18 protein-coding genes are annotated in these 18,180 nt (G+C 65.4%); 5 read left to right on the forward strand and 13 right to left on the reverse strand.

All coding sequences use genetic code 11. The features are described 5' to 3' along the window. Positions 1 to 12 precede the first annotated feature (12 nt). From A9762_RS23980 to flgL, 5 genes are all read left to right on the forward strand, one after another. Positions 13 to 708 (forward strand): flagellar basal body L-ring protein FlgH, encoded by a 696-nt coding sequence (locus A9762_RS23980; protein WP_069344494.1) that lies wholly within the window; start codon positions 13 to 15, stop codon positions 706 to 708. Beyond that, on the forward strand, positions 708 to 1,907 hold the full coding sequence (locus A9762_RS23985) for a flagellar basal body P-ring protein FlgI (protein ID WP_139133374.1): 1,200 nt from the start codon (positions 708 to 710) through the stop codon (positions 1,905 to 1,907). Before A9762_RS23980 ends, A9762_RS23985 begins: the two co-directional genes overlap by 1 nt. A 1-nt stretch (position 1,908) precedes the next feature. Then, positions 1,909 to 2,796: a flagellar assembly peptidoglycan hydrolase FlgJ gene (gene flgJ, locus A9762_RS23990; protein WP_069344495.1), complete on the forward strand. Its 888-nt coding sequence runs from the start codon at positions 1,909 to 1,911 to the stop codon at positions 2,794 to 2,796. A 218-nt stretch (positions 2,797 to 3,014) separates the two neighbouring features. Further along, complete coding sequence (flgK, locus tag A9762_RS23995; protein ID WP_069344496.1) at positions 3,015 to 5,003, forward strand: flagellar hook-associated protein FlgK; 1,989 nt, start codon at positions 3,015 to 3,017, stop codon at positions 5,001 to 5,003. Positions 5,004 to 5,021: 18 nt separating this feature from the next. Then, a complete protein-coding gene (flgL, locus tag A9762_RS24000) occupies positions 5,022 to 6,257 on the forward strand; it encodes a flagellar hook-associated protein FlgL (protein WP_069344497.1) in 1,236 nt (411 codons plus the stop codon). A 97-nt stretch (positions 6,258 to 6,354) separates the two neighbouring features. Here flgL and fliR read toward each other — a convergent pair whose 3' ends face one another. The 13 genes from fliR to fliF form a co-directional block, all read right to left on the reverse strand. Beyond that, a complete protein-coding gene (gene fliR / locus A9762_RS24005) occupies positions 6,355 to 7,146 on the reverse strand; it encodes a flagellar biosynthetic protein FliR (protein ID WP_069344498.1) in 792 nt (263 codons plus the stop codon). Positions 7,147 to 7,157: 11 nt separating this feature from the next. Then, positions 7,158 to 7,427, reverse strand: coding sequence for a flagellar biosynthesis protein FliQ (gene fliQ, locus A9762_RS24010; protein WP_069344499.1), 270 nt, complete (start codon positions 7,425 to 7,427; stop codon positions 7,158 to 7,160). 16 nt (positions 7,428 to 7,443) lie between these two features. Continuing rightward, on the reverse strand, positions 7,444 to 8,280 hold the full coding sequence (gene fliP, locus A9762_RS24015) for a flagellar type III secretion system pore protein FliP (RefSeq protein WP_371443323.1): 837 nt from the start codon (positions 8,278 to 8,280) through the stop codon (positions 7,444 to 7,446). Between the two features lie 26 nt (positions 8,281 to 8,306). Next, on the reverse strand, positions 8,307 to 8,825 hold the full coding sequence (gene fliO, locus A9762_RS24020) for a flagellar biosynthetic protein FliO (protein WP_240493694.1): 519 nt from the start codon (positions 8,823 to 8,825) through the stop codon (positions 8,307 to 8,309). 86 nt (positions 8,826 to 8,911) lie between these two features. Next, positions 8,912 to 9,352, reverse strand: coding sequence for a flagellar motor switch protein FliN (gene fliN / locus A9762_RS24025; protein WP_083254245.1), 441 nt, complete (start codon positions 9,350 to 9,352; stop codon positions 8,912 to 8,914). Further along, on the reverse strand, positions 9,352 to 10,350 hold the full coding sequence (fliM, locus tag A9762_RS24030; protein WP_069344501.1) for a flagellar motor switch protein FliM: 999 nt from the start codon (positions 10,348 to 10,350) through the stop codon (positions 9,352 to 9,354). The genes fliN and fliM overlap by 1 nt, the downstream gene beginning before the upstream one ends. 7 nt (positions 10,351 to 10,357) lie before the next feature. Further along, positions 10,358 to 10,792, reverse strand: coding sequence for a flagellar basal body-associated protein FliL (gene fliL, locus A9762_RS24035; protein WP_240493695.1), 435 nt, complete (start codon positions 10,790 to 10,792; stop codon positions 10,358 to 10,360). Between the two features lie 338 nt (positions 10,793 to 11,130). Beyond that, a complete protein-coding gene (locus A9762_RS24040; RefSeq protein WP_069344503.1) occupies positions 11,131 to 12,567 on the reverse strand; it encodes a flagellar hook-length control protein FliK in 1,437 nt (478 codons plus the stop codon). A 19-nt stretch (positions 12,568 to 12,586) separates the two neighbouring features. Further along, positions 12,587 to 13,039, reverse strand: coding sequence for a flagellar export protein FliJ (gene fliJ, locus A9762_RS24045; protein WP_069344504.1), 453 nt, complete (start codon positions 13,037 to 13,039; stop codon positions 12,587 to 12,589). A gap of 12 nt (positions 13,040 to 13,051) precedes the next feature. Next, a complete protein-coding gene (gene fliI / locus A9762_RS24050; protein WP_240493696.1) occupies positions 13,052 to 14,767 on the reverse strand; it encodes a flagellar protein export ATPase FliI in 1,716 nt (571 codons plus the stop codon). Continuing rightward, positions 14,761 to 15,420, reverse strand: a complete 660-nt coding sequence (gene fliH / locus A9762_RS24055) for a flagellar assembly protein FliH (RefSeq protein ID WP_069344505.1) — start codon at positions 15,418 to 15,420, stop codon at positions 14,761 to 14,763. Before fliH ends, fliI begins: the two co-directional genes overlap by 7 nt. Before the next feature lie 19 nt (positions 15,421 to 15,439). Continuing rightward, positions 15,440 to 16,438: a flagellar motor switch protein FliG gene (gene fliG / locus A9762_RS24060; RefSeq protein WP_083254264.1), complete on the reverse strand. Its 999-nt coding sequence runs from the start codon at positions 16,436 to 16,438 to the stop codon at positions 15,440 to 15,442. Beyond that, positions 16,425 to 18,119 carry a flagellar basal-body MS-ring/collar protein FliF gene (gene fliF / locus A9762_RS24065; RefSeq protein ID WP_069344506.1) on the reverse strand — a complete coding sequence of 565 codons (1,695 nt, stop codon included), beginning with the start codon at positions 18,117 to 18,119 and terminating at the stop codon, positions 16,425 to 16,427. The genes fliG and fliF overlap by 14 nt, the downstream gene beginning before the upstream one ends. Positions 18,120 to 18,180 lie beyond the last annotated feature (61 nt).

The raw sequence follows: 18,180 nt of genomic DNA on the forward strand, positions 1-18,180 counted from the left end.
ATGAACGTCGATATGTCCGCACGAAAGACCGAAAAGCAACGCAGCGCAGGCCTGGCGCGGTTTCTTGCGCTCGTGGCCGCCACTGCGCTGACCGGTCTCGCGGGCTGCGCCTACGTGCCGCAGGAGCCGGTCGTCAACGGACCGACGACCACGCGTCCGCCGCCCCCGCCGGTTGCGGCCGATCCGGAAGGCTCGATCTACCGTCCGCTGTTCGAGGATCGCCGTCCGCGTAACGTGGGTGACATCCTCACGATCGTCATCAACGAAAACACGGCGGCGAGCAAGAACTCGGCAGCCAACACCACGCGCGCGGGCAGCGGCACGCTGACGCTGAACCAGACGCCCGGTGTGATCGGCGGCGTGCTCAACAATCAGGGGCTCGACGCCAGCGGCGCGAACAAGTTCGACGCCAAGGGCGCGGCCAACGCCAACAACGTGTTCTCCGGTCAGATCACCGTGACCGTGATGGAAGTGCTGTCCAACGGCAACCTCGCGGTCGCCGGCGAAAAGCAGATCGCCATCAACCAGGGCACGGAGTACATCAAGTTTTCGGGCATCGTCAGCCCGCAGACGATTTCGGGTGCGAATACCGTGCCTTCGACGCAGGTGGCCGATGCGCGCATCGAATACCGTGGCAAGGGCTACATCAACGAAGCCGAAACCATGGGCTGGCTGCAGCGCTTCTTCCTTAACGTTTCGCCCTTCTGATGTCGATGATGCCGTTCCCGTCGCGCCGCGCGCCTAACCTTCGCCCTCTGCCTCAGTCGCGCCAGTCGCTTGGCCGCAGCGTTTGCACGCTGGCCGTGGCGGCAGCCGTGAGCGTGGCCGGCGCGGCCGCCATGCTCGCACCCGGCGTGGCGCATGCCGAGCGTCTCAAGGAACTGGCGTCGATTCAGGGCGTGCGCGACAACCAGCTGATCGGCTACGGCCTCGTCGCCGGTCTCGACAACTCGGGCGACCAGACGACCCAGACGCCATTTACGGTGCAGAGCATGACGAACATGCTCTCGCAGTTGGGGATTACCGTCGCGCCCGGCACCAACATGCAGTTGAAGAACGTGGCTGCCGTGATGGTGACGGCCACGTTGCCGGCATTCACGCGTCCCGGTCAGGCGATCGACGTGGTGGTCTCGTCGATGGGTAACGCCAAGAGCCTGCGTGGCGGCACGCTGCTGATGACGCCGCTCAAGGGCCCGGACGGACAGGTCTACGCGCTGGCGCAGGGCAACCTGCTGATCGGCGGCGCGGGCGCATCGGCCAATGGGTCGAGCGTGACCATCAACCAACTGGCCTCGGGCCGGATTCCGAGCGGGGCGATCGTCGAGCGGGCCGTGCCGACCGCCATGGGCGGCCAGCCGGGCACCGTGCAGATGGAGCTCAACGCCACCGACTTCTCGACCGCGCAGCGCGTGGTCGATGCCGTGAACCGGCGCTTTGGCTACGGCACGGCGCAGGCGCTCGACGGCCGCGTGATCCTGTTGCGCACGCCGACCGATCCGTCGTCGCGCGTGCAATTCCTCGCGCAGCTCGAAAGTCTGGAAGTGCGCCCGGACAACACGGCCGCACGCGTCATCATCAACGCCCGTACCGGCTCGGTGGTGATGAACCAGAACGTGACGATCCAGCAATGCGCCGTGGCGCACGGCAACCTGTCGGTCGTCATCGATACGCAGAACAATGTGAGCCAGCCGGCGCCGTTCTCGGGCGGTCAGACGGTCGTGGCCCCGAATTCGCAAATCTCCGTCCAACAGGAGAACAACGCGCTCAAGATGGTCAAAGCGGGCGCCAACCTCGCCGACGTCGTCAAGGCGCTGAACTCGCTGGGAGCGAGTCCGGCAGACCTGATGTCGATTCTGCAGGCCATGAAGGCCTCGGGCGCCCTGCGCGCCGATCTGGAGATCATCTGATATGGCCGACGGCAACCGCCTGACCGGTGCGGCAGGCAACAACCTGCCCGATCTGACGCAACGCGCAGCCTACGAAATGCAAGGCCTCACAGCCCTGCGTGCCGCCGCGCACCAGCAAACGCCGCAGGCCACGCAGCAGGCGGCCAAGCAGTTCGAGGCGGTCTTCACGCAGATGATGGTCAAGAGCATGCGCGACGCCACCATGTCCGGCGGCCTGCTCGGCAGCGATCAGGAAAAGATGTTCAACGGCATGCTCGACGATCAGCTCGCGCAGCAGTTGGCGTCGCACAAGGGCATTGGTCTGGCCGACCTCATGCTCAAGCAGCTTGCCAAGACGGGCACCACGCTGCCGCCGGCGGCTACGGGCCGTCAGCAGTCGCTGGCCGGTCGTGCGTACAACGCGGCGGACGCGATCGGTGTGGCCGACGGCGCCCCGGCAGCCGCCGGCGAGTTCGTCGACCGTATGGCCAGCGCGGCACAGAACGCCAGCGCGAACAGCGGCATTCCGGCGCGTTTCATGCTGAGTCAGGCGGCGCTGGAGTCCGGCTGGGGCAAGCGCGAGATCCGTCGTGCGGACGGCAGCACCAGCCACAACGTGTTCGGCATCAAGGCGGGCAAGAACTGGAACGGCCCGACCGTGGAAGTGGCGACGACCGAGTACGTGAACGGCCAGCCGCGCAAGGTCATGGCCAAGTTCCGTGCCTACGGCTCGTACGACGAGGCGTTCGCCGACTACGCCAACCTGATTTCGAACAACCCGCGTTACTCGTCGGTCGTGGCGAGCGCCAACGACGCCGCCAGCTTTGCCAACAATCTGCAACGGGCGGGCTACGCGACCGATCCGCAGTACGCCAACAAGCTGATGAAGGTCATGAAGCACTTCACCTGAGGGTGAGGCCGCGCCGGGTGGCGTGGGGGCAGGACTGGCGGGATCATTGGGATCAGCCGGGGATGGCGCCGGTTCCCGCCGGAAGCTGACGGAAAACGGGACGAAAACAAGCGAGGCGACGGCCTCAATTTTGTCGCCGGGCTGCCGTAAACACATCGGTAACGGTGCGCATCGGACTTTTTGCCGCAGGGCGCGCCTCCAACTCAAGCCGCGAGATCATGAGCCTAATCAATATTGGCATGAGCGGGCTGAACGCCGCCCAGTTCGCCCTCAGCACCACCGGCAACAACGTCGCCAACTCGGGCACGGCCGGCTATAACCGTCAGATCGTCGACTACTCTCAGGCGGCCAGCCAGTACGCCGGTGTCGGCTATCTGGGTTCGGGCGTGCTGGTCAACGACGTCTCGCGCGTGTACAGCCAGTTCCTGTCGAACCAGACGAACCAGGCGCAGACCCAGTACAGCCAGCTCAATACGTACTACCAGCAGATCTCGCAGATCAACAACGCGCTGGGCAGCTCGACGACCGGTCTTTCCGCCACGATGAGCCAGTTCTTCACGAACTTGCAGAACATCGTGTCGGCCCCGGCCAACTCGGCAACGCGCGCGACGGTCGTGTCGTCGGCACAGACGCTCGCCAGCATGTTCCAGTCGCTCTCGGGCACGCTGTCCACCCTGCGCAGCAGCACGAACGCCAGCATTGCCCAGTCGACCGACCAGATCAACGTCTACGCCAAGCAGATCGCCGAGCTCAACGACGCCATCGTGCAGGCCCAGGCCAATGGCGGCGGCGCCACGCCGAACGACCTGCTCGACCAGCGCGATCTGGCCGTCTCCCAGCTCAACGCCATCATCCAGACCAATGTGGTCAAGGCGCAAGACGGCACGTACAACGTCTATGTCGGTAACGGCCAATCGCTCGTGACGGGCAATTCCGCGTACCAGCTCACGACGATGGCGTCGACCAACGACCCGTCGGAACTCACCATCGCGTACGTCACGCCCAGCGGCACGAAGGTGCCGGTGCCGGAATCGTCGATCACCGGCGGCTCGCTCGCCGGCTTGCTGTCGTTCCGCAGCGGCGCACTGACGCAGGCTCAGAACTCGCTCGGCCAGATCGGCCTGTCGCTCGCCGGCACGTTCAACGCGCAGAACCAGTTGGGGCTCGACCTCTACGGCCAGCTCGGCGGCAATGTCTTTACCGTGCCGAACCCGACCATCGTCGCCAACGCGAACAACTCGAATAACGCCGTACTCAATTCGAAGATCACCGACGCGTCGAAGGTCACCGCCAGCGACTACACGGTGACGTACGACGGCACGAACTACACCATGACCCGCAAGACGGACGGCGCGAAGTGGACCGCACCGGCCCCCGCCACGCCGGGTGCTCCGCTGACCTTCACGGACAGCGGTGGCAAGGCGTTCGACGACGGCTTCAACGTCACGGTCGGCAACATGGTGGCCGGCGACAGCTTCACCATCGAGCCGACGCGCAACGCCGCCGGCAACATCAGCGTGGCGATCACCGACCCGGGCAAGATTGCGCTGGCCGCACCGATTCTCGCGTCCACGCCGTCGACCAACACCGGTTCGCTCAAGACCGATCAGGGCACGGTCGATGCCAACTATCTGGCCGCGCCGCTGACGTCGCCCGTCACGTTCACGTTCAGCAAGAACGCGACGACGGGAGCGATCACGCTGGTGGCGCCGTCGCCGATGACGGTGACCGTGAACGGCACGACGACGACCTACGCTGCCGGCGACACGGTGCCTTACGACGCCGCGAGCGGCGCGAAGATCACGCTCGGCGGCATGACCGTGAACGTAAGCGGCACTCCGGCAGACGGCGACAAGCTGACCATCGCCCCGAACGCCTCGGGGGCGACGACGGACAACCGCAACGGGCTGGCACTCTCGGCCCTGCAAAACGACAAGACCAAGGTCGGCGGCAAGGACAGCTACGCCAGCGCCTACGCCAATCTGGTCTCGTTTGTCGGTTCGACCACGAACACGTACAAGGCGACGAGCGCTGCGCAGCAAACGCTGCTCAAGCAGGCGCAGACCGCCCAGCAGTCCAATTCCGGCGTGAGCCTCGACGAAGAAGCCGCCAACCTGATCAAGTTCCAACAGCTCTATCAGGCCAACTCGAAGGTCATCCAGACCGCGTCGCAGCTGTTCGACACGATTCTGCAGATGGTCAACTAAGGCCGGGGAGACGACAAAATGCGTATCAGCACCAGCATGATTTTCGATCAGGGAGCGTCGGCCATGAGCCGCAACACTTCCGATCTGCTCAACACGCAGGCGCAGCTCTCGTCGGGCAAGCGCGTGACCACGCCGAGCGACGATCCGCTCGCGTCGGCGCAGGCCGTGGCCGTGTCGCAGGACAAGGACATGAACGCGCAGTACGCGACGAACCGCAATTCGGCGACGACGGCGTTCCAGCTCGAAGACCAGACCTTTGGCAGCATCGTCAACACGTTGCAGCACGTCATGTCGCAGGTCGTGGCCGCCGGTAGCGCCTCGCTCAACGACAACGATCGCTCGTCGATCGCGACCGATCTGCAATCGAGCTTCCAGCAGTTGCTCTCGCTCGCCAACACGACCGACGCGAACGGCCAGTACCTGTTCTCGGGCTTCATGGGCAATTCGGCGGCTTACGTCGCCACGCCGACCGGCGCGAGCTATGCAGGCGACACGGGTATCCGGTATGTTCAGGTCGGCCCGAACCGTCAGATCCCGATCAACGACATCGGCTCGAACATCTTCCAGGCGATCCAGCCGGCCACGGCGAGCACGGTGATCAGCGGCAGCCTGTCGAACACGGGCACAGCCACCTTCACGCCGGTCTCGACGACCGACGTGACCAATGCAGGCGCCAACCATCAGTTCTCGATCAACTTCGCGATCGACAACACGACCACGCCGCCGACCACGAACTACACGATCAAGGATCTGACGAACACGACGACGCCGGACGTCACGGGCGTGTACACGTCGGGCCAGCCGATCACGTTCGCCGGCAAGTCGGTGACGTTCACGGGCGATCCCGGTAATGGCGACACCTTCAAGGTGGATCCGCCGGGCAAGTCCAGCACGAACGTGTTCGACAACCTGCAAGCCCTGATCAACACGCTCAAGACGCCGATCAGCGCGCAGGGTCCGTCGGGCTCGGCCAACATGACGAACGCGCTGACCACGTTCAACCAGATGTTCAGCAACAGCTACGACAACGTGACGACGGTGCGCACGACGGTCGGCTCGCGCATGAACGAGGTGTCGACGCTCAACGACATCGGCAGCGCCAACGATCTGGCGTACACGTCGCAGTTGCAGGATCTGCTCGACGTGGACATCATCTCGGCGACGAGCCAGTTCGCGCAGCAGCAGGCGTCGCTGCAAGCCTCGCAGCAGACCTTCATTCAGACGCAGAAGCTGTCGCTGTTTAGCCTGCTCTGATCCTGACGCCGGAATGATGGACAGGCCACCTTAGGGTGGCCTGTTTCTTTTTGTGCAACGAAAACGGTGACGTCGACCGGACTGAAAGCCCCGCCGCTCAAGGCTTGGGTACGAACGCGGCGGTCGCGCGGATCATCATGTCGATGCCGATGGCGTTGAAGTGGTCCATCACGGGCGCGATGCGCGGCATCATCAGTTCGAGCACCACCAGACCCACGCCCAACGTGAGCGGGAAGCCCACCGCGAAGATGTTCAACTGCGGTGCGGCGCGGTTCAGAATGCCCAGTGCCAGATTGCAGATCAGCAGCGCCGCGACGAGCGGCAGCGAGAGCATCAGCGCCAGGGTGAACAACTGGCCCCCCAACATCGCGAGGTAATGCCAGCCGCCGACCGACAACGGTGTGCTCGAGATCGGCAACACGTCGAAACTCTGGACCAGCGTCGCGTACATCACCAGATGCCCGTTGGTCGCGAGGAACACGAGCATGATGACCACGTTGAGCAACATGCCGAGCACGGCAGTGCTGCCGTCGGCGTTGGGGTTGAGCAGCGTGGCGAAGGACAGCCCCATCTGCAGGCCGACGAAGTCGCCCGCCATGCTCACGGCAGAGAACACGATCTGCATGCACCAGCCGAGCGCCGCACCGATGATCATCTGCTGGACGAGTATCCACAGACCTTCCCACGAGAACGGCGAGACAGCCGGCGCCGGGCCGATCACCGGCGCGAGCGTGAGCGCGACGATGCCCGCCAGCCCGATCTTGACCGTACCGGGCACCCGCGAGTCGCCGAACAGCGGCGCGGTCATGGACAGCGCCAGCAGGCGCACGAACGGGAAGAGGAACGTCGCGATGACGCCCGAGAGTTGGTCGTAGGTGAAGCTGATCAAGGCCGGACGGCTTACCCGACGAGGCCGGGAATGCCGGTGAGCAACTGACGCATGTAGTCGACCATCAGGTTGAGCATCCACGGCCCGGCAATCACGAGCGTGATGAACACGGCGAGCAGCTTGGGGATAAACGACAGCGTCATTTCATTGATCTGCGTGGCCGCCTGAAACAGGCTCACGAGCAGACCGGAGACGAGCGCGACGATCAGCAGCGGGGCGGCGAGCAGCAGACACACCTGCATGGCCTGATGGGCCAGCGCCATGACGGTTTCCGGAGTCATCTCGGTGGCCTCCCCGCTACATCGTGAAGCTCTGGGCCAGCGAGCCCAGCAGCAATTGCCAGCCGTCGACCACCACGAACAGCATCAGCTTGAACGGCAGCGACACGGTGGAGGGCGAGACCATCATCATCCCCATGGCCATCAGCACGCTGGCGACCACCAGATCGATGATCAGGAACGGGATGAAGATCGTGAAGCCGATCTGGAACGCCGTCTTGAGTTCGCTCGTGGCGAAGGCGGGCACGAGAATGCGCATCGGCACGTCCTCGGGACCGTTCATCGGCGGGGTCTTGGCAAGCTTGGCGAAGAGCGCGAGGTCTGCTTCGCGGGTCTGCTTCAACATGAACGAATGGAACGGCTTGGCACCGGTGTCGATCGCCTGCTCGAAGCTGATCTTGTTCGCGGCGAACGGCTGATAGGCGTTCGTGTAGACCTGATCGAAGACCGGCGACATGACGAAGAACGTCAGGAACAGCGCCAGTCCGATGAGGATCTGGTTCGGCGGCGAGGTCGTCACACCGATGGCATGGCGCAGCAACGAGAGCACGATGATGATGCGCGTGAAGGCCGTCATCATCAGCAACATCGCGGGCAGGAAGCCCAGCGACGTGAGCAGCAGCATTGTCTGCACGGACAGCGAATACGTCTGTCCGCCGCCGGGTGCGGGTGTCGTGGTGAACGCCGGCAAGGTGGCCTGCGCGAACGCCGTGCCCGGCCATGCCAGACAGAGCACACAGGCGAGGCAAGCGAGACCGAGGAGCGTCAGACCGGACAGACCGGACGGGAGCCGGGATCGGTTCGAAGCCCGGTCGGGCGTGCCCCGATTGGACGGCGTCGCGACCCAGCCGGTCATTTGCCCCAACGACATGCCGCGCGACATCAGGTGTCCTTCTTCATGGATTCGCGCAATTTTTGCGCAAAGGCTTGCGCGGCGCGATTGGCCTGAGCCCCCGGATGGGCCACAGCGGGGGCGGCGGGCAGATCGGCGACGCGATCGGCGTCGATGACGTGCAGGCTGCGGACCTGTCCCGGCGCCACGCCGAGTACGACCCAGTCGCCTGCGACTTCCACGACCACAACGCGCTCGCGTTGTCCCACGGCGGCGCTACCTACGATACGTACGTTGCCGCCACCCAGCGGTCGTTGCAGCCCGAAGCGTTTGGCCAGCCAGGCCAGCCCGAACAGCAGTGCGAGCACGAGCACGAGACCGAAGCCCGTCTGCACGATGCCTGCGCCGCCGAGGCTCGGCACGGCCGCCGCCTGCGAGGCGGCACCCTGAGCGTGGGCGCTGGAGACGAACAGACCGCCGAGGCCGGCGAAGACCGCGCCGGCGATCAAACGGGCCGGACGGATGGGAGAGGGCAGGCACCGCGCCATGGCGTGGACGGCGTGAGCCATGGTACGGCCGGTACGAGCGGACGCCGCCGTCGTGGCGGTGCTTGCCGCAGCACGCCGCACGGGCTTGCCGCGGACTTTCGTTGCAATCATCGGTTGAGCTTACGGATGCGTTCGGATGGCGTGATGATATCAGTCAGGCGGATGCCGAACTTGTCGTTCACGACCACCACTTCGCCCTGGGCGATGAGGCATCCGTTGACCAGCACGTCCATCGGCTCGCCGGCCATGCCGTCGAGCTCCACCACCGAACCCTGTGCCAGTTGCAGCAGGTTCTTGATGGCGATCTTGGTGCGGCCCAGCTCCACGGTCATCTGGACCGGGATGTCGAGGATCAGATCGATGTCGTTGTGTGTCGCCGTTGCAGGGTTACCCGCAGTGGCGGCCAGCGGCTGGAACACGGGGGCGGCAGCCGGTTGGGGGGCTGCGGCGGGCTGCGGCTCGGCAGCGGTCTGCTCCGCCATGGCACTGGCCCACTCGTCCGCCATGGCCTGGGCGTCGTCACCGGGCGTTTGAGGGGTATCGCTCATCACTCGTTGTCCTTCGTGTAATCGCTGTGCGAATGGTTGATCATCTGGTTCACGCGCAGCGCGTATTGACCATTGAAGACGCCGTAATTGCAGTGCATCACGGGCACGCCGTCGACCTTGGCTTCGAGCACCTCAGGCACGTCGAGCGGAATCACGTCGCCCACGCGCATGTTGAGCAACTGCGAGAGCGTCATGTCGATCTGGGCCAGATTCGTCACGATCTCCACATCGGCGGCCTGCACCTGTTGCGAGAGCAGACGCACCCAGCGCTTGTCGACTTCGAGCGTCTCGCCTTGCAGCGGGCTCGAGAGCTGATCGCGCAGCGGCTCGATCATCGAGTAGGGCATGCAGATGTGGAATTCGCCGCCGGCCGAGCCGAACTCGATGTCGAACGTGGTCGTGACCACGACCTCGTTGGGCGTGGCGACGTTGGCGAACTGCGTGTGCATTTCGGCGCGCACGTACTCGAATTCGACCGGATGCACCGGCTTCCACGAGGCACCGTAGTTCTCGAACACCAGATCGAGCAGGCGCGCGATGATGCGCTGCTCGGTCTGCGTGAAGTCGCGTCCCTCGACGCGCGTATGGAACCGGCCGTCGCCGCCGAACAGGTTGTCCACCACGAGGAACACGAGGTTCGGATCGAACACGAACAGTGCCGTGCCGCGCAGCGGTTTGATGTGGACCAGGTTGAGGTTGGTCGGGACAGGCAGGTTGCGAATGAACTCGCTGTACTTCTGCACGCGCACCGGGCTCACCGAGATTTCGGCGCTGCGGCGCATGAAGTTGAACAGCGCAATGCGGAACAGTCGCGAGAAGCGGTCGTTGATGATTTCGAGCGTGGGCATGCGCCCGCGCACGATGCGCTCTTGCGTCGCGATGTTGTATGGCCTGATGCCGGAATGATCTTCCGACTCCGACCGGTCATCCTGTTCGCCGGTGACACCCTTCAGAAGGGCATCGACTTCTTCCTGCGACAGGAACTCCTCATGCGCCATGAATCACTCACTGAATTACGAACGCGGTGAACAGGACGTCGCCCACGGCTTGCTGCGGCATGTTGGCGGCAAACGGCTGCGCGACCAACGTACGAATCTCGCTAGCCAGACGGCGCTTGCCATCGATCGTCGCCAGATCCTGCGGCTGCTTCGACGACAGCAACAACAACACGCGGCTACGCACTTCGGGCATGTGCTGCGTGATGCGGGCTTGCGTTTCGGCGTCGGCTACCTTGAGCGACAGGCCGATGTGCAGATAACGTTCCCCGTCGTCGCCCTGGAGATTCACCGTGAACGGATCCATGCTCACAAAGACGGGCGGCGGAGGCGGCGGCGGTGCTTTTGCCGTTTCGTGACGTCCGGTCAGCAAATACACGGCCGTTGCCGCGCCAGCCGCTGCCATCAGCGCAACCGCCACGATCAACAGAATCCATTTGCGCATGCCCCCTCCGGAGGGAGCCGCGGCTTGCGTCGGTGCGGGATTTGCCATGTATTCGCCTGCTATTGGGTAATGATTGTCGGCCAACCCGCCAGGGGGTGATCGGCCGAAAAGAAGGGACAATCGCGTCTAACTCGCGTCTTTGTCTTAACGGCAGAAAAACCCGCTTGCTTTAGGGCACCGTGATGCGCTGCGTCACGCGGTCGCGGCCCGTCGGGGCCGACGGCACGGACGTACAACCTCACGGATGCCGGTACTTGTGCCTGTTTTCGGGACGCACGGACGTAGTGCCGAGCGAGGCGACGTCGGTGACGTCGCCATCACCGGTATCTCGGACAGGCTTACGCGAACGTGTCGACGAACCCGTTGCTGGCGCGCACCGGTACGCTCACCGTCGTGGCGATCGGGCCGTCGTCGGTCTGGCCGAAGCCCGACGTGCCACGGCCATTTCCGCCATTGCCACCATTCCCGTTGCCGTTACCGTTCGCGCTTTGCTGGGCGAAGGCCTGTTGCTGCGAGCTGTCGCTGCTCACGGTCGCATTGCCCAGCGCGATGCCGTTGTTGGCAAGGCTGTCGCGCAGTTGCGGCAGCGCGGCTTGCACGGCGTCGCGCACGGCGGCGTGCTGGGAGACGAACATCGCCTGCGCCGAGTCGTTCGCTACGTTCAGCACCACGTGCAGCGGACCGAGATCCGGCGGGTTGAGGCTCAGTTGCGCCGTCTGGGCGTGTGCGCTGGAGAGCCACACGACCTGTTGCGAGAGCTGGTTGTTCCAGTCCTGCGTGCCGACGCGTGCGTTCAGTGCGAGCGCGGCGGGCAAATTGGCCTGCGCTTGCAGTTGCGGCTGGGCATCGACGGCAGGGGTTGCGGCTTGCGCGGCCTGTGCCGCTGCCTGCGTTGCGGTGGTCGCGGCTTGTGTTGCGGCGTCGCGGTTGCCTTGCGCCTGTGCGAGGGCGTCGGCCATGCGTTGGGCCGTCTGCGCGTCGGTGCTGACCAGCGGGGCGGCCTTGGCGTCCGTGGCGGCCGGCTGCGCGGTGGTCGCGGTTTGTGCGGACGTGGCGTTCTTCGCCAGCGTGTCGAGCGAGATGCCTCCCGTCGGGCTGGTCGTGGCGGCCGCGGGCGTGACCGTGCCCTTCACGGGCGCAGCGGGAGCGGCTGCCGTGGTCGTTGCCTTGGCGTCGGTATCGGTGCCTGCCGGCGGCTGGCCCGTCAACTGCGCAGCCCCTGCGGCCTGCATCGCACCGGTCGCGGCGGCGGTGATGGCCGCGCCCGTGCCGGGCTTGCCGTCGGTGACGGTCGCGTCCGTGGTTGTCGTCGCGGCGACGGGTGTCGTGACTTGCAGCGGTGCGTTGTTCATCGCGGCGAGCGCAACGGCCAGTGCCGCAGCCGGATCGCCCGGGGCGGCGGCCTGTGCGTCGTCTTCGTCATCCTTGCCGTCGTCGGTATTCGACTTCGACGGTTTGTTCGAAGCGGTCGTTTGGCCCGACTGCCCGGTTTGGCCCGATTGCGCCGTCTGGCCAGCCTGGGTGTTCGACGCGTTATCCGTCGACTTGGTGCTGTTGTTCGCGGCGTCGGACGTATTCGTCTGATTGGCCTGCGCAGCGTTGTTGTTCGTATTGGCGGCGCTCGGCTGAACGCTCTGACGCGTCTGTTGCGAGAGCACGGTGGCGAACGGCAATGCGCTGGCGTCGTCGCTGTTCGACGATCCGGCACGATTGTTACCGCTCACGGCCTGCCTGGCTGCGCCAGCGGCATCGGTCAGGAAGCTCAGAATCGACATAGTGGGCTCACCTATTCCTTCAAATCGGGGATTCGGCACGACGGCGCAGGCTGCGCGCGGCGTACTCGTCGTTTTCCTTCTGCTCGCGACGCGCCACACGCAACGCGGTGCGGGCCTCTTCGCGCGAGGCGAGCGTGCCAAAGGAGTTCAGGCGGCGCTGCTGCGCCTGCCATTCGCGGCGCGCGGCCGCCAAACGCTCTTCTGCCTGCTGGAGCAGCATGGCCTGCTGTCCGATGGCGGTATCGAGCGTATCGATGAATTGCTGGAAGTTGCGCCAGTCGCAACCCGCCATGCCCTGAATCGTCGCCGTCTGCATGCGCGTGCGGTATTCGTGACGATACTGACGCAGCGCTTCGAGCTGACGCTCGACCTCGGCGCGTTGCGTCTGACGCTCGCCAAGCAGGCGCGCAGCTTCGTCCACGTCCTTCTGGGCGAGTTCGATGAGCAACTTGAGGGGCAGGGTGGAATTCATGGCCGCCTCCAATTAATGGAACAGACCGCGCAACTGCTGCACGGCGTCCGGATAGCTGGCCCGCTCGCGCATTCCCTGTTGCAGGAAGCCTTCGAGACGGGGATAGAGCTCGATCGCCTGATCGAGCATCGGGTCGCTGCCCGGTGCATACGCGCCCACATTGATGAGGTCGCGGTTGCGCTGGTAGCGCGAAAGCATCTGCTTGAAGCGGCGCACCGTGTCGAACTGCGCGTCGTCGATGAGCGCGGCCATGGCCCGGCTGATCGATTGTTCGATGTCGATGGCGGGGTAATGACCGGACTCGGCGAGCTGACGCGACAACACGATGTGGCCGTCGAGAATGGCGCGCGCGGAGTCGGCGATCGGGTCCTGCTGGTCATCGCCTTCGGTCAGCACGGTGTAAAACGCCGTGATCGAGCCGCCGCCGTCGGGGCCATTGCCGGCGCGCTCGACCAGCGCGGGCAGCTTGGCGAACACGGACGGCGGGTAACCCTTCGTGGCGGGCGGTTCACCGATGGCGAGCGCGATCTCACGCTGGGCCATGGCGTAACGGGTAAGCGAATCCATGATCAGCAGCACGTCTTTGCCCTGATCGCGGAAGTACTCGGCCAGCGTGGTGGCGTACGCCGCGCCCTGCAACCGCAACAGCGGCGAGACGTCGGCCGGTGCGGCCACGACCACGGAGCGCGCCAGACCATCCGGTCCGAGAATGTTCTCGATGAAGTCCTTCACTTCGCGGCCGCGTTCGCCGATCAGACCCACGACGATGACTTCGGCCTGCGTGAAGCGGGCCATCATGCCGAGCAGCACGCTCTTGCCCACGCCCGAACCCGCGAAAAGGCCCATGCGCTGACCGCGTCCCACGGTGAGCAGGGAGTTGATGGCTCGCACGCCGACGTCGAGCACCGATTCGATGGGCGCGCGACCCAGCGGGTTGATCGGCACCGAGGCGAGTGAGGCGCTGTCCGTCATGCCGAGCGGACCGAAGTCGTCGAGCGGACGACCCGCGGCATCGACCACACGACCGAGCAGCGCTTCGCCCACGGGCAGGCGCTTGCCATTGTGGCGTTGCGACGGCAGCGGGCCGTCGGCGGCGGGCTCCATTGGGAACACGCGTGCGCCGGGCAGCAGGCCTGCGACTTCCGTCTGCGGCATGAGAAAGAGGCGATCGCCGCCAAAGCCGACGACTTCGGCTTCGGCCGTGGCCGGTTCGCGCGAGGCGTCGTGCACCGGCAGTTCGATGAGGCAACCGGCGCCGACCGGCAGACGCAGACCCACGGCTTCGAGCACCAGACCGGCCGCACGGGTGAGGCGGCCGCATCGGCGCGTCGGCTCGATGGCGTGCACGTGGGCGATGCGCTCGCGAAGCGTGTTCTGCCAGCGGCGCAGATGCGCGTCGCGTGCGATCTCGCGGGGATTCAGGGCGTTGTGTTGCGTGGACCCGGCGCTCTTCGGCGCGGACGCTGCCGCATCGGCATCGCTATCGGCGGCCGAGTCGGCGTCAGGTGACGGATCGACGATATCGCTGTCGTCATGATCGTCGGGTTGCAGCGCACCGGCCTGCGCCGTGTGCGTGGTCGTGTCGATCTCATCCCACAGTCGCACCGAAGGTGTGGTGCCGTCGTTTGCCGGGGTGGGCGCAGACGGCGTCGCCTGGTCCTGCGTATTCTCGGTGCTGGGCAGCACCGGCGCATGCGCGGCGAGCGGGGTGAGTTCGACGTTTACCATGGCAGATCCTTGCCCAGGGCGGCCATCACGCGTTGCCAGCGGGTGGCGATGGTGGCGTCGACTTCGCCGCTGGCCGCTTCGGCCTTGCAGCCGCCGCGCTCGATCGTGGGATCGGCGCGCACGGCCCAGCCGGCGGCACGCAGTTCCACGCCGACATGCGATTCGACGAGTTCGACGTCTTCCGGATTCAGCAGCAAACGGGGCGAGCCCGTCAGCGGATCGTTGGCCAGCAGGTCGCGCACGATCGGCAACAGCGTTTCCGGGCGGATCGTGAGCGTTTGATGCAGGGCCTGACGCGCAATGTCGAGCGCCAGCCCGAGCAGCGGCTCGGCCACTTCGCGGTCGATGGCGTTCACCGCGTCGCCGAAACCGTGGGCGATGTCGGCGAGTTGAGCGGCGCGCGTGTCGACTTCGTGCTGGCCGGCGGCCTGACCTGCGGCATACCCCTCGGCGTGGCCGGCGGCGTAGCCCTGTGCGTGACCTTCGGCGCGGGCTTCCTCGCGCCACGCGGCGATCTGTTCGACGAGCGCGGGGTCGTCGAGCGGGCTGGGCGGCTTGGGTTGCGGTGGTGGCGGGGGCGGCGGCGGATCGAACGACGCCATCTCCCAGCGTTGCCAGGCGGAGAGGCGTTCTTTCGGGATGATGGTCGACATACGCTTGGGCCCCGTTGCGTTACACGTAAGCGTCGTCGCCGCGGCCGCCGATCATGATGGCGCCCTGATCGGCCAGGCGCCGCACCACTTGCAGCACCTTCTTCTGTTCGGACTCGACTTCCGAGACTCGCACCGGCCCGCGCGATTCGAGGTCTTCGCGCAACAGCTCGGCCGCGCGGGCCGACATGTTCTTGAAGAACTTCTCGCGCAGCTCGGCCGGCGCGCCCTTGAGCGCGATGATGAGCGACTCGGACTCGATTTCCTTGAGCAGCACCTGAATGCTGCGGTCTTCCACGTCGAGCAGGTTCTCGAACACGAACATCTCTTCGACGATCTTCGCCGCGAGGTCCGAGTCGTAGTTGCGCACGGCTTCGATGACCGACTCTTCGTGCACGCCGCCCAGATAGTTGAGAATTTCCGCCGCGGTGCGTACGCCGCCCATCGGGCTGCGCTTGATGTTTTCGCTGCCCGAGAGCAGCTTCGTCAGCACGTCGTTCAGCTCGCGCAGCGCAGCCGGCTGAATACCGTCGAGCGTGGCGATACGCAGCACCACGTCGTTACGCAGACGTTCAGTGAAGAGCGCGAGCACTTCCGATGCCTGATCGCGATCGAGGTGCACGAGAATCGTGGCGATGATCTGCGGGTGCTCGTGGCGGATCAACTCGGCCACGGCGGTGGAGTCCATCCACTTCAGGCCTTCGATGCCGCTGGTGTCGCCGCCTTGCAGAATGCGCTCGATCAGGCCCGCGGCCTTGTCGTTGCCGAGCGCCTTGTTGAGCACCGAGCGAATGTATTCCGACGAGTCGAGCGAGAGCGCCGAATGCTGTTCGGCTTCGAGCACGAAGTCCTGCAACACGTCTGCGATCTGGTCGCGCGTGACCTGACGCAGCGAGGCCATCGCCGCGCCGAGCTTCTGAACTTCACGCGGGGCGAGGTACTTGAAGACCTCGGCCGCTTCATCTTCGCCCAGCGACATCAGGAGGATGGCGCTGCGTTGGAGTCCCTCAGCCGCGCTCATCGCCACCACCCACCCATGCTTTGACTACCGTTGCCACGATCTTCGGATCCTGTCGCGCCACCTGGCGCGCGTACTGCAAATTACGCTCGTAGGCGCTGATTTCGCCGCGCTTGCCACCTTCGCCGTCGGCGCTCTCGCCATCGGCCCCGTCGGCACCGGCCGCGCCGCCACTACCACCAGCACCGGCCAGCGTCGGCTCGGCCGGCGGCGGCGGGGTCAGGTGCTTGCGGATGGCCGGACGAATCACGCCGAACCACAGATACAGACCGATCAGACCGATGAGCACCCACTTGCCGACCTGCTTGGCCAGTTCGATGTTCTGACGCTGACGCCACCACGGCAGGTTGGCTTCCGGATCTTCCTCGACCGTGAAGGCGCTGTTGACGATGTTGATCGTGTCGCCGCGCTGGCCCGAGAAGCCGATGGCTTCCTTCGACAGATTCTGGATCTGGTCGAGCTGCGCCTGCGTGAGCGCCACCATGGCGGGCTTGCCCTTCGCATCCGTGCCAGGCCGGTAGTTCACGACAATCGCCGCCGACAGACGCTTGAGGCCGCCGGTTGCCTGTTGTACGTGACGAATCGTGCGGTCGATTTCGTAGTTGGTCGTGGCGTCCTTGCGATCGCTGCGCGGACCTTGCGGCGCGCTGGCGGCACCCGGCGTGGCAGCGCCTTGCTGGGCGAGCTGCTGCTGTTGCGGCTGCGTGATCGGTGCGGTGGCCTGCCCCGGCGGCTGGTTCGACAGGGCGCCCGGCACGCCGCCTGCGGCGTTCGCGCCGATCTGCGACGCTTCGCTGCTTTGCTGGCTGCGCACCGCCTGATCACCCGAGTTCGGCTTGTAGTTCTCCGACGTCTGCTCGACCTGATTGAAGTCGACGTCTGCCGTGACCTGCGCATGCACGTTGCCCGGGCCGACGATCGGGTTCAGGATCGCTTCGATGCGGCGGGCATACGATTGTTCGAGCTCGCGAACGTATTTGAGCTGGCTGGCGTCCAGACCTAGCGCGTTGCCGCTTTGGGCGGAGAGCAGATTGCCGTTCTGGTCCAGCACCGTGACATTCTTGACGGGCAGTTCCGGCACGCTCGACGCGACCATGTGCACGATGGCGCTGACCTGCGCATCGTCGAGCACGCGACCCGGGTAGAGCGTGACGAGCACCGAGGCGCTCGGCTTTTGCTGTTCACGCACAAAGACCGACGGCTTCGGGATCGCGAGGTGCACGCGGGCGGCCTGCACGGCGGAGAGCGATTCGACCGAACGCGCGAGTTCTCCCTCGAGGGCGCGCTGGTAATTGACCTGTTCGGCAAACTGGCTGATGCCGAACTTTTGGTTGTCCATCAACTCGAATCCGACCAGACCGCCTTTGGGCAGGCCTTGCGAGGCCAGACGCAGACGGACGTCGTGCACCTGTTCGGCCGGCACCAGAATGGCCCCGCCGCCCTCGGCGAACTTGTACGGCACATTCATCTGTTGCAACGACGTGATGATGGCGCCACCGTCGCGATCGCTCAGGTTGCTGTACAGCACCTTGTAATCGGGGGCACGGCTCCACAGGAAGACGGCGATCAGCAAGGCGACGAGCGCCGCGCCGCCGATCAGCAGCGGCAGGCGCTCACGCGAGCGCAGCTGCGCGAGCAGGGGCGGCTTGGCGGCGACGTCCGCCGTCTGGGTGGCGGCATTCATGCGCGGCTCCACGCCAGAGGCGTTGACATGACGTTCATCGCGGTGGAAGTGCTCACTAACA

This window comes from Pandoraea sp. ISTKB (assembly GCF_001721285.1).
In the GTDB taxonomy this organism is placed as follows: Bacteria; Pseudomonadota; Gammaproteobacteria; order Burkholderiales; family Burkholderiaceae; genus Pandoraea; species Pandoraea capi.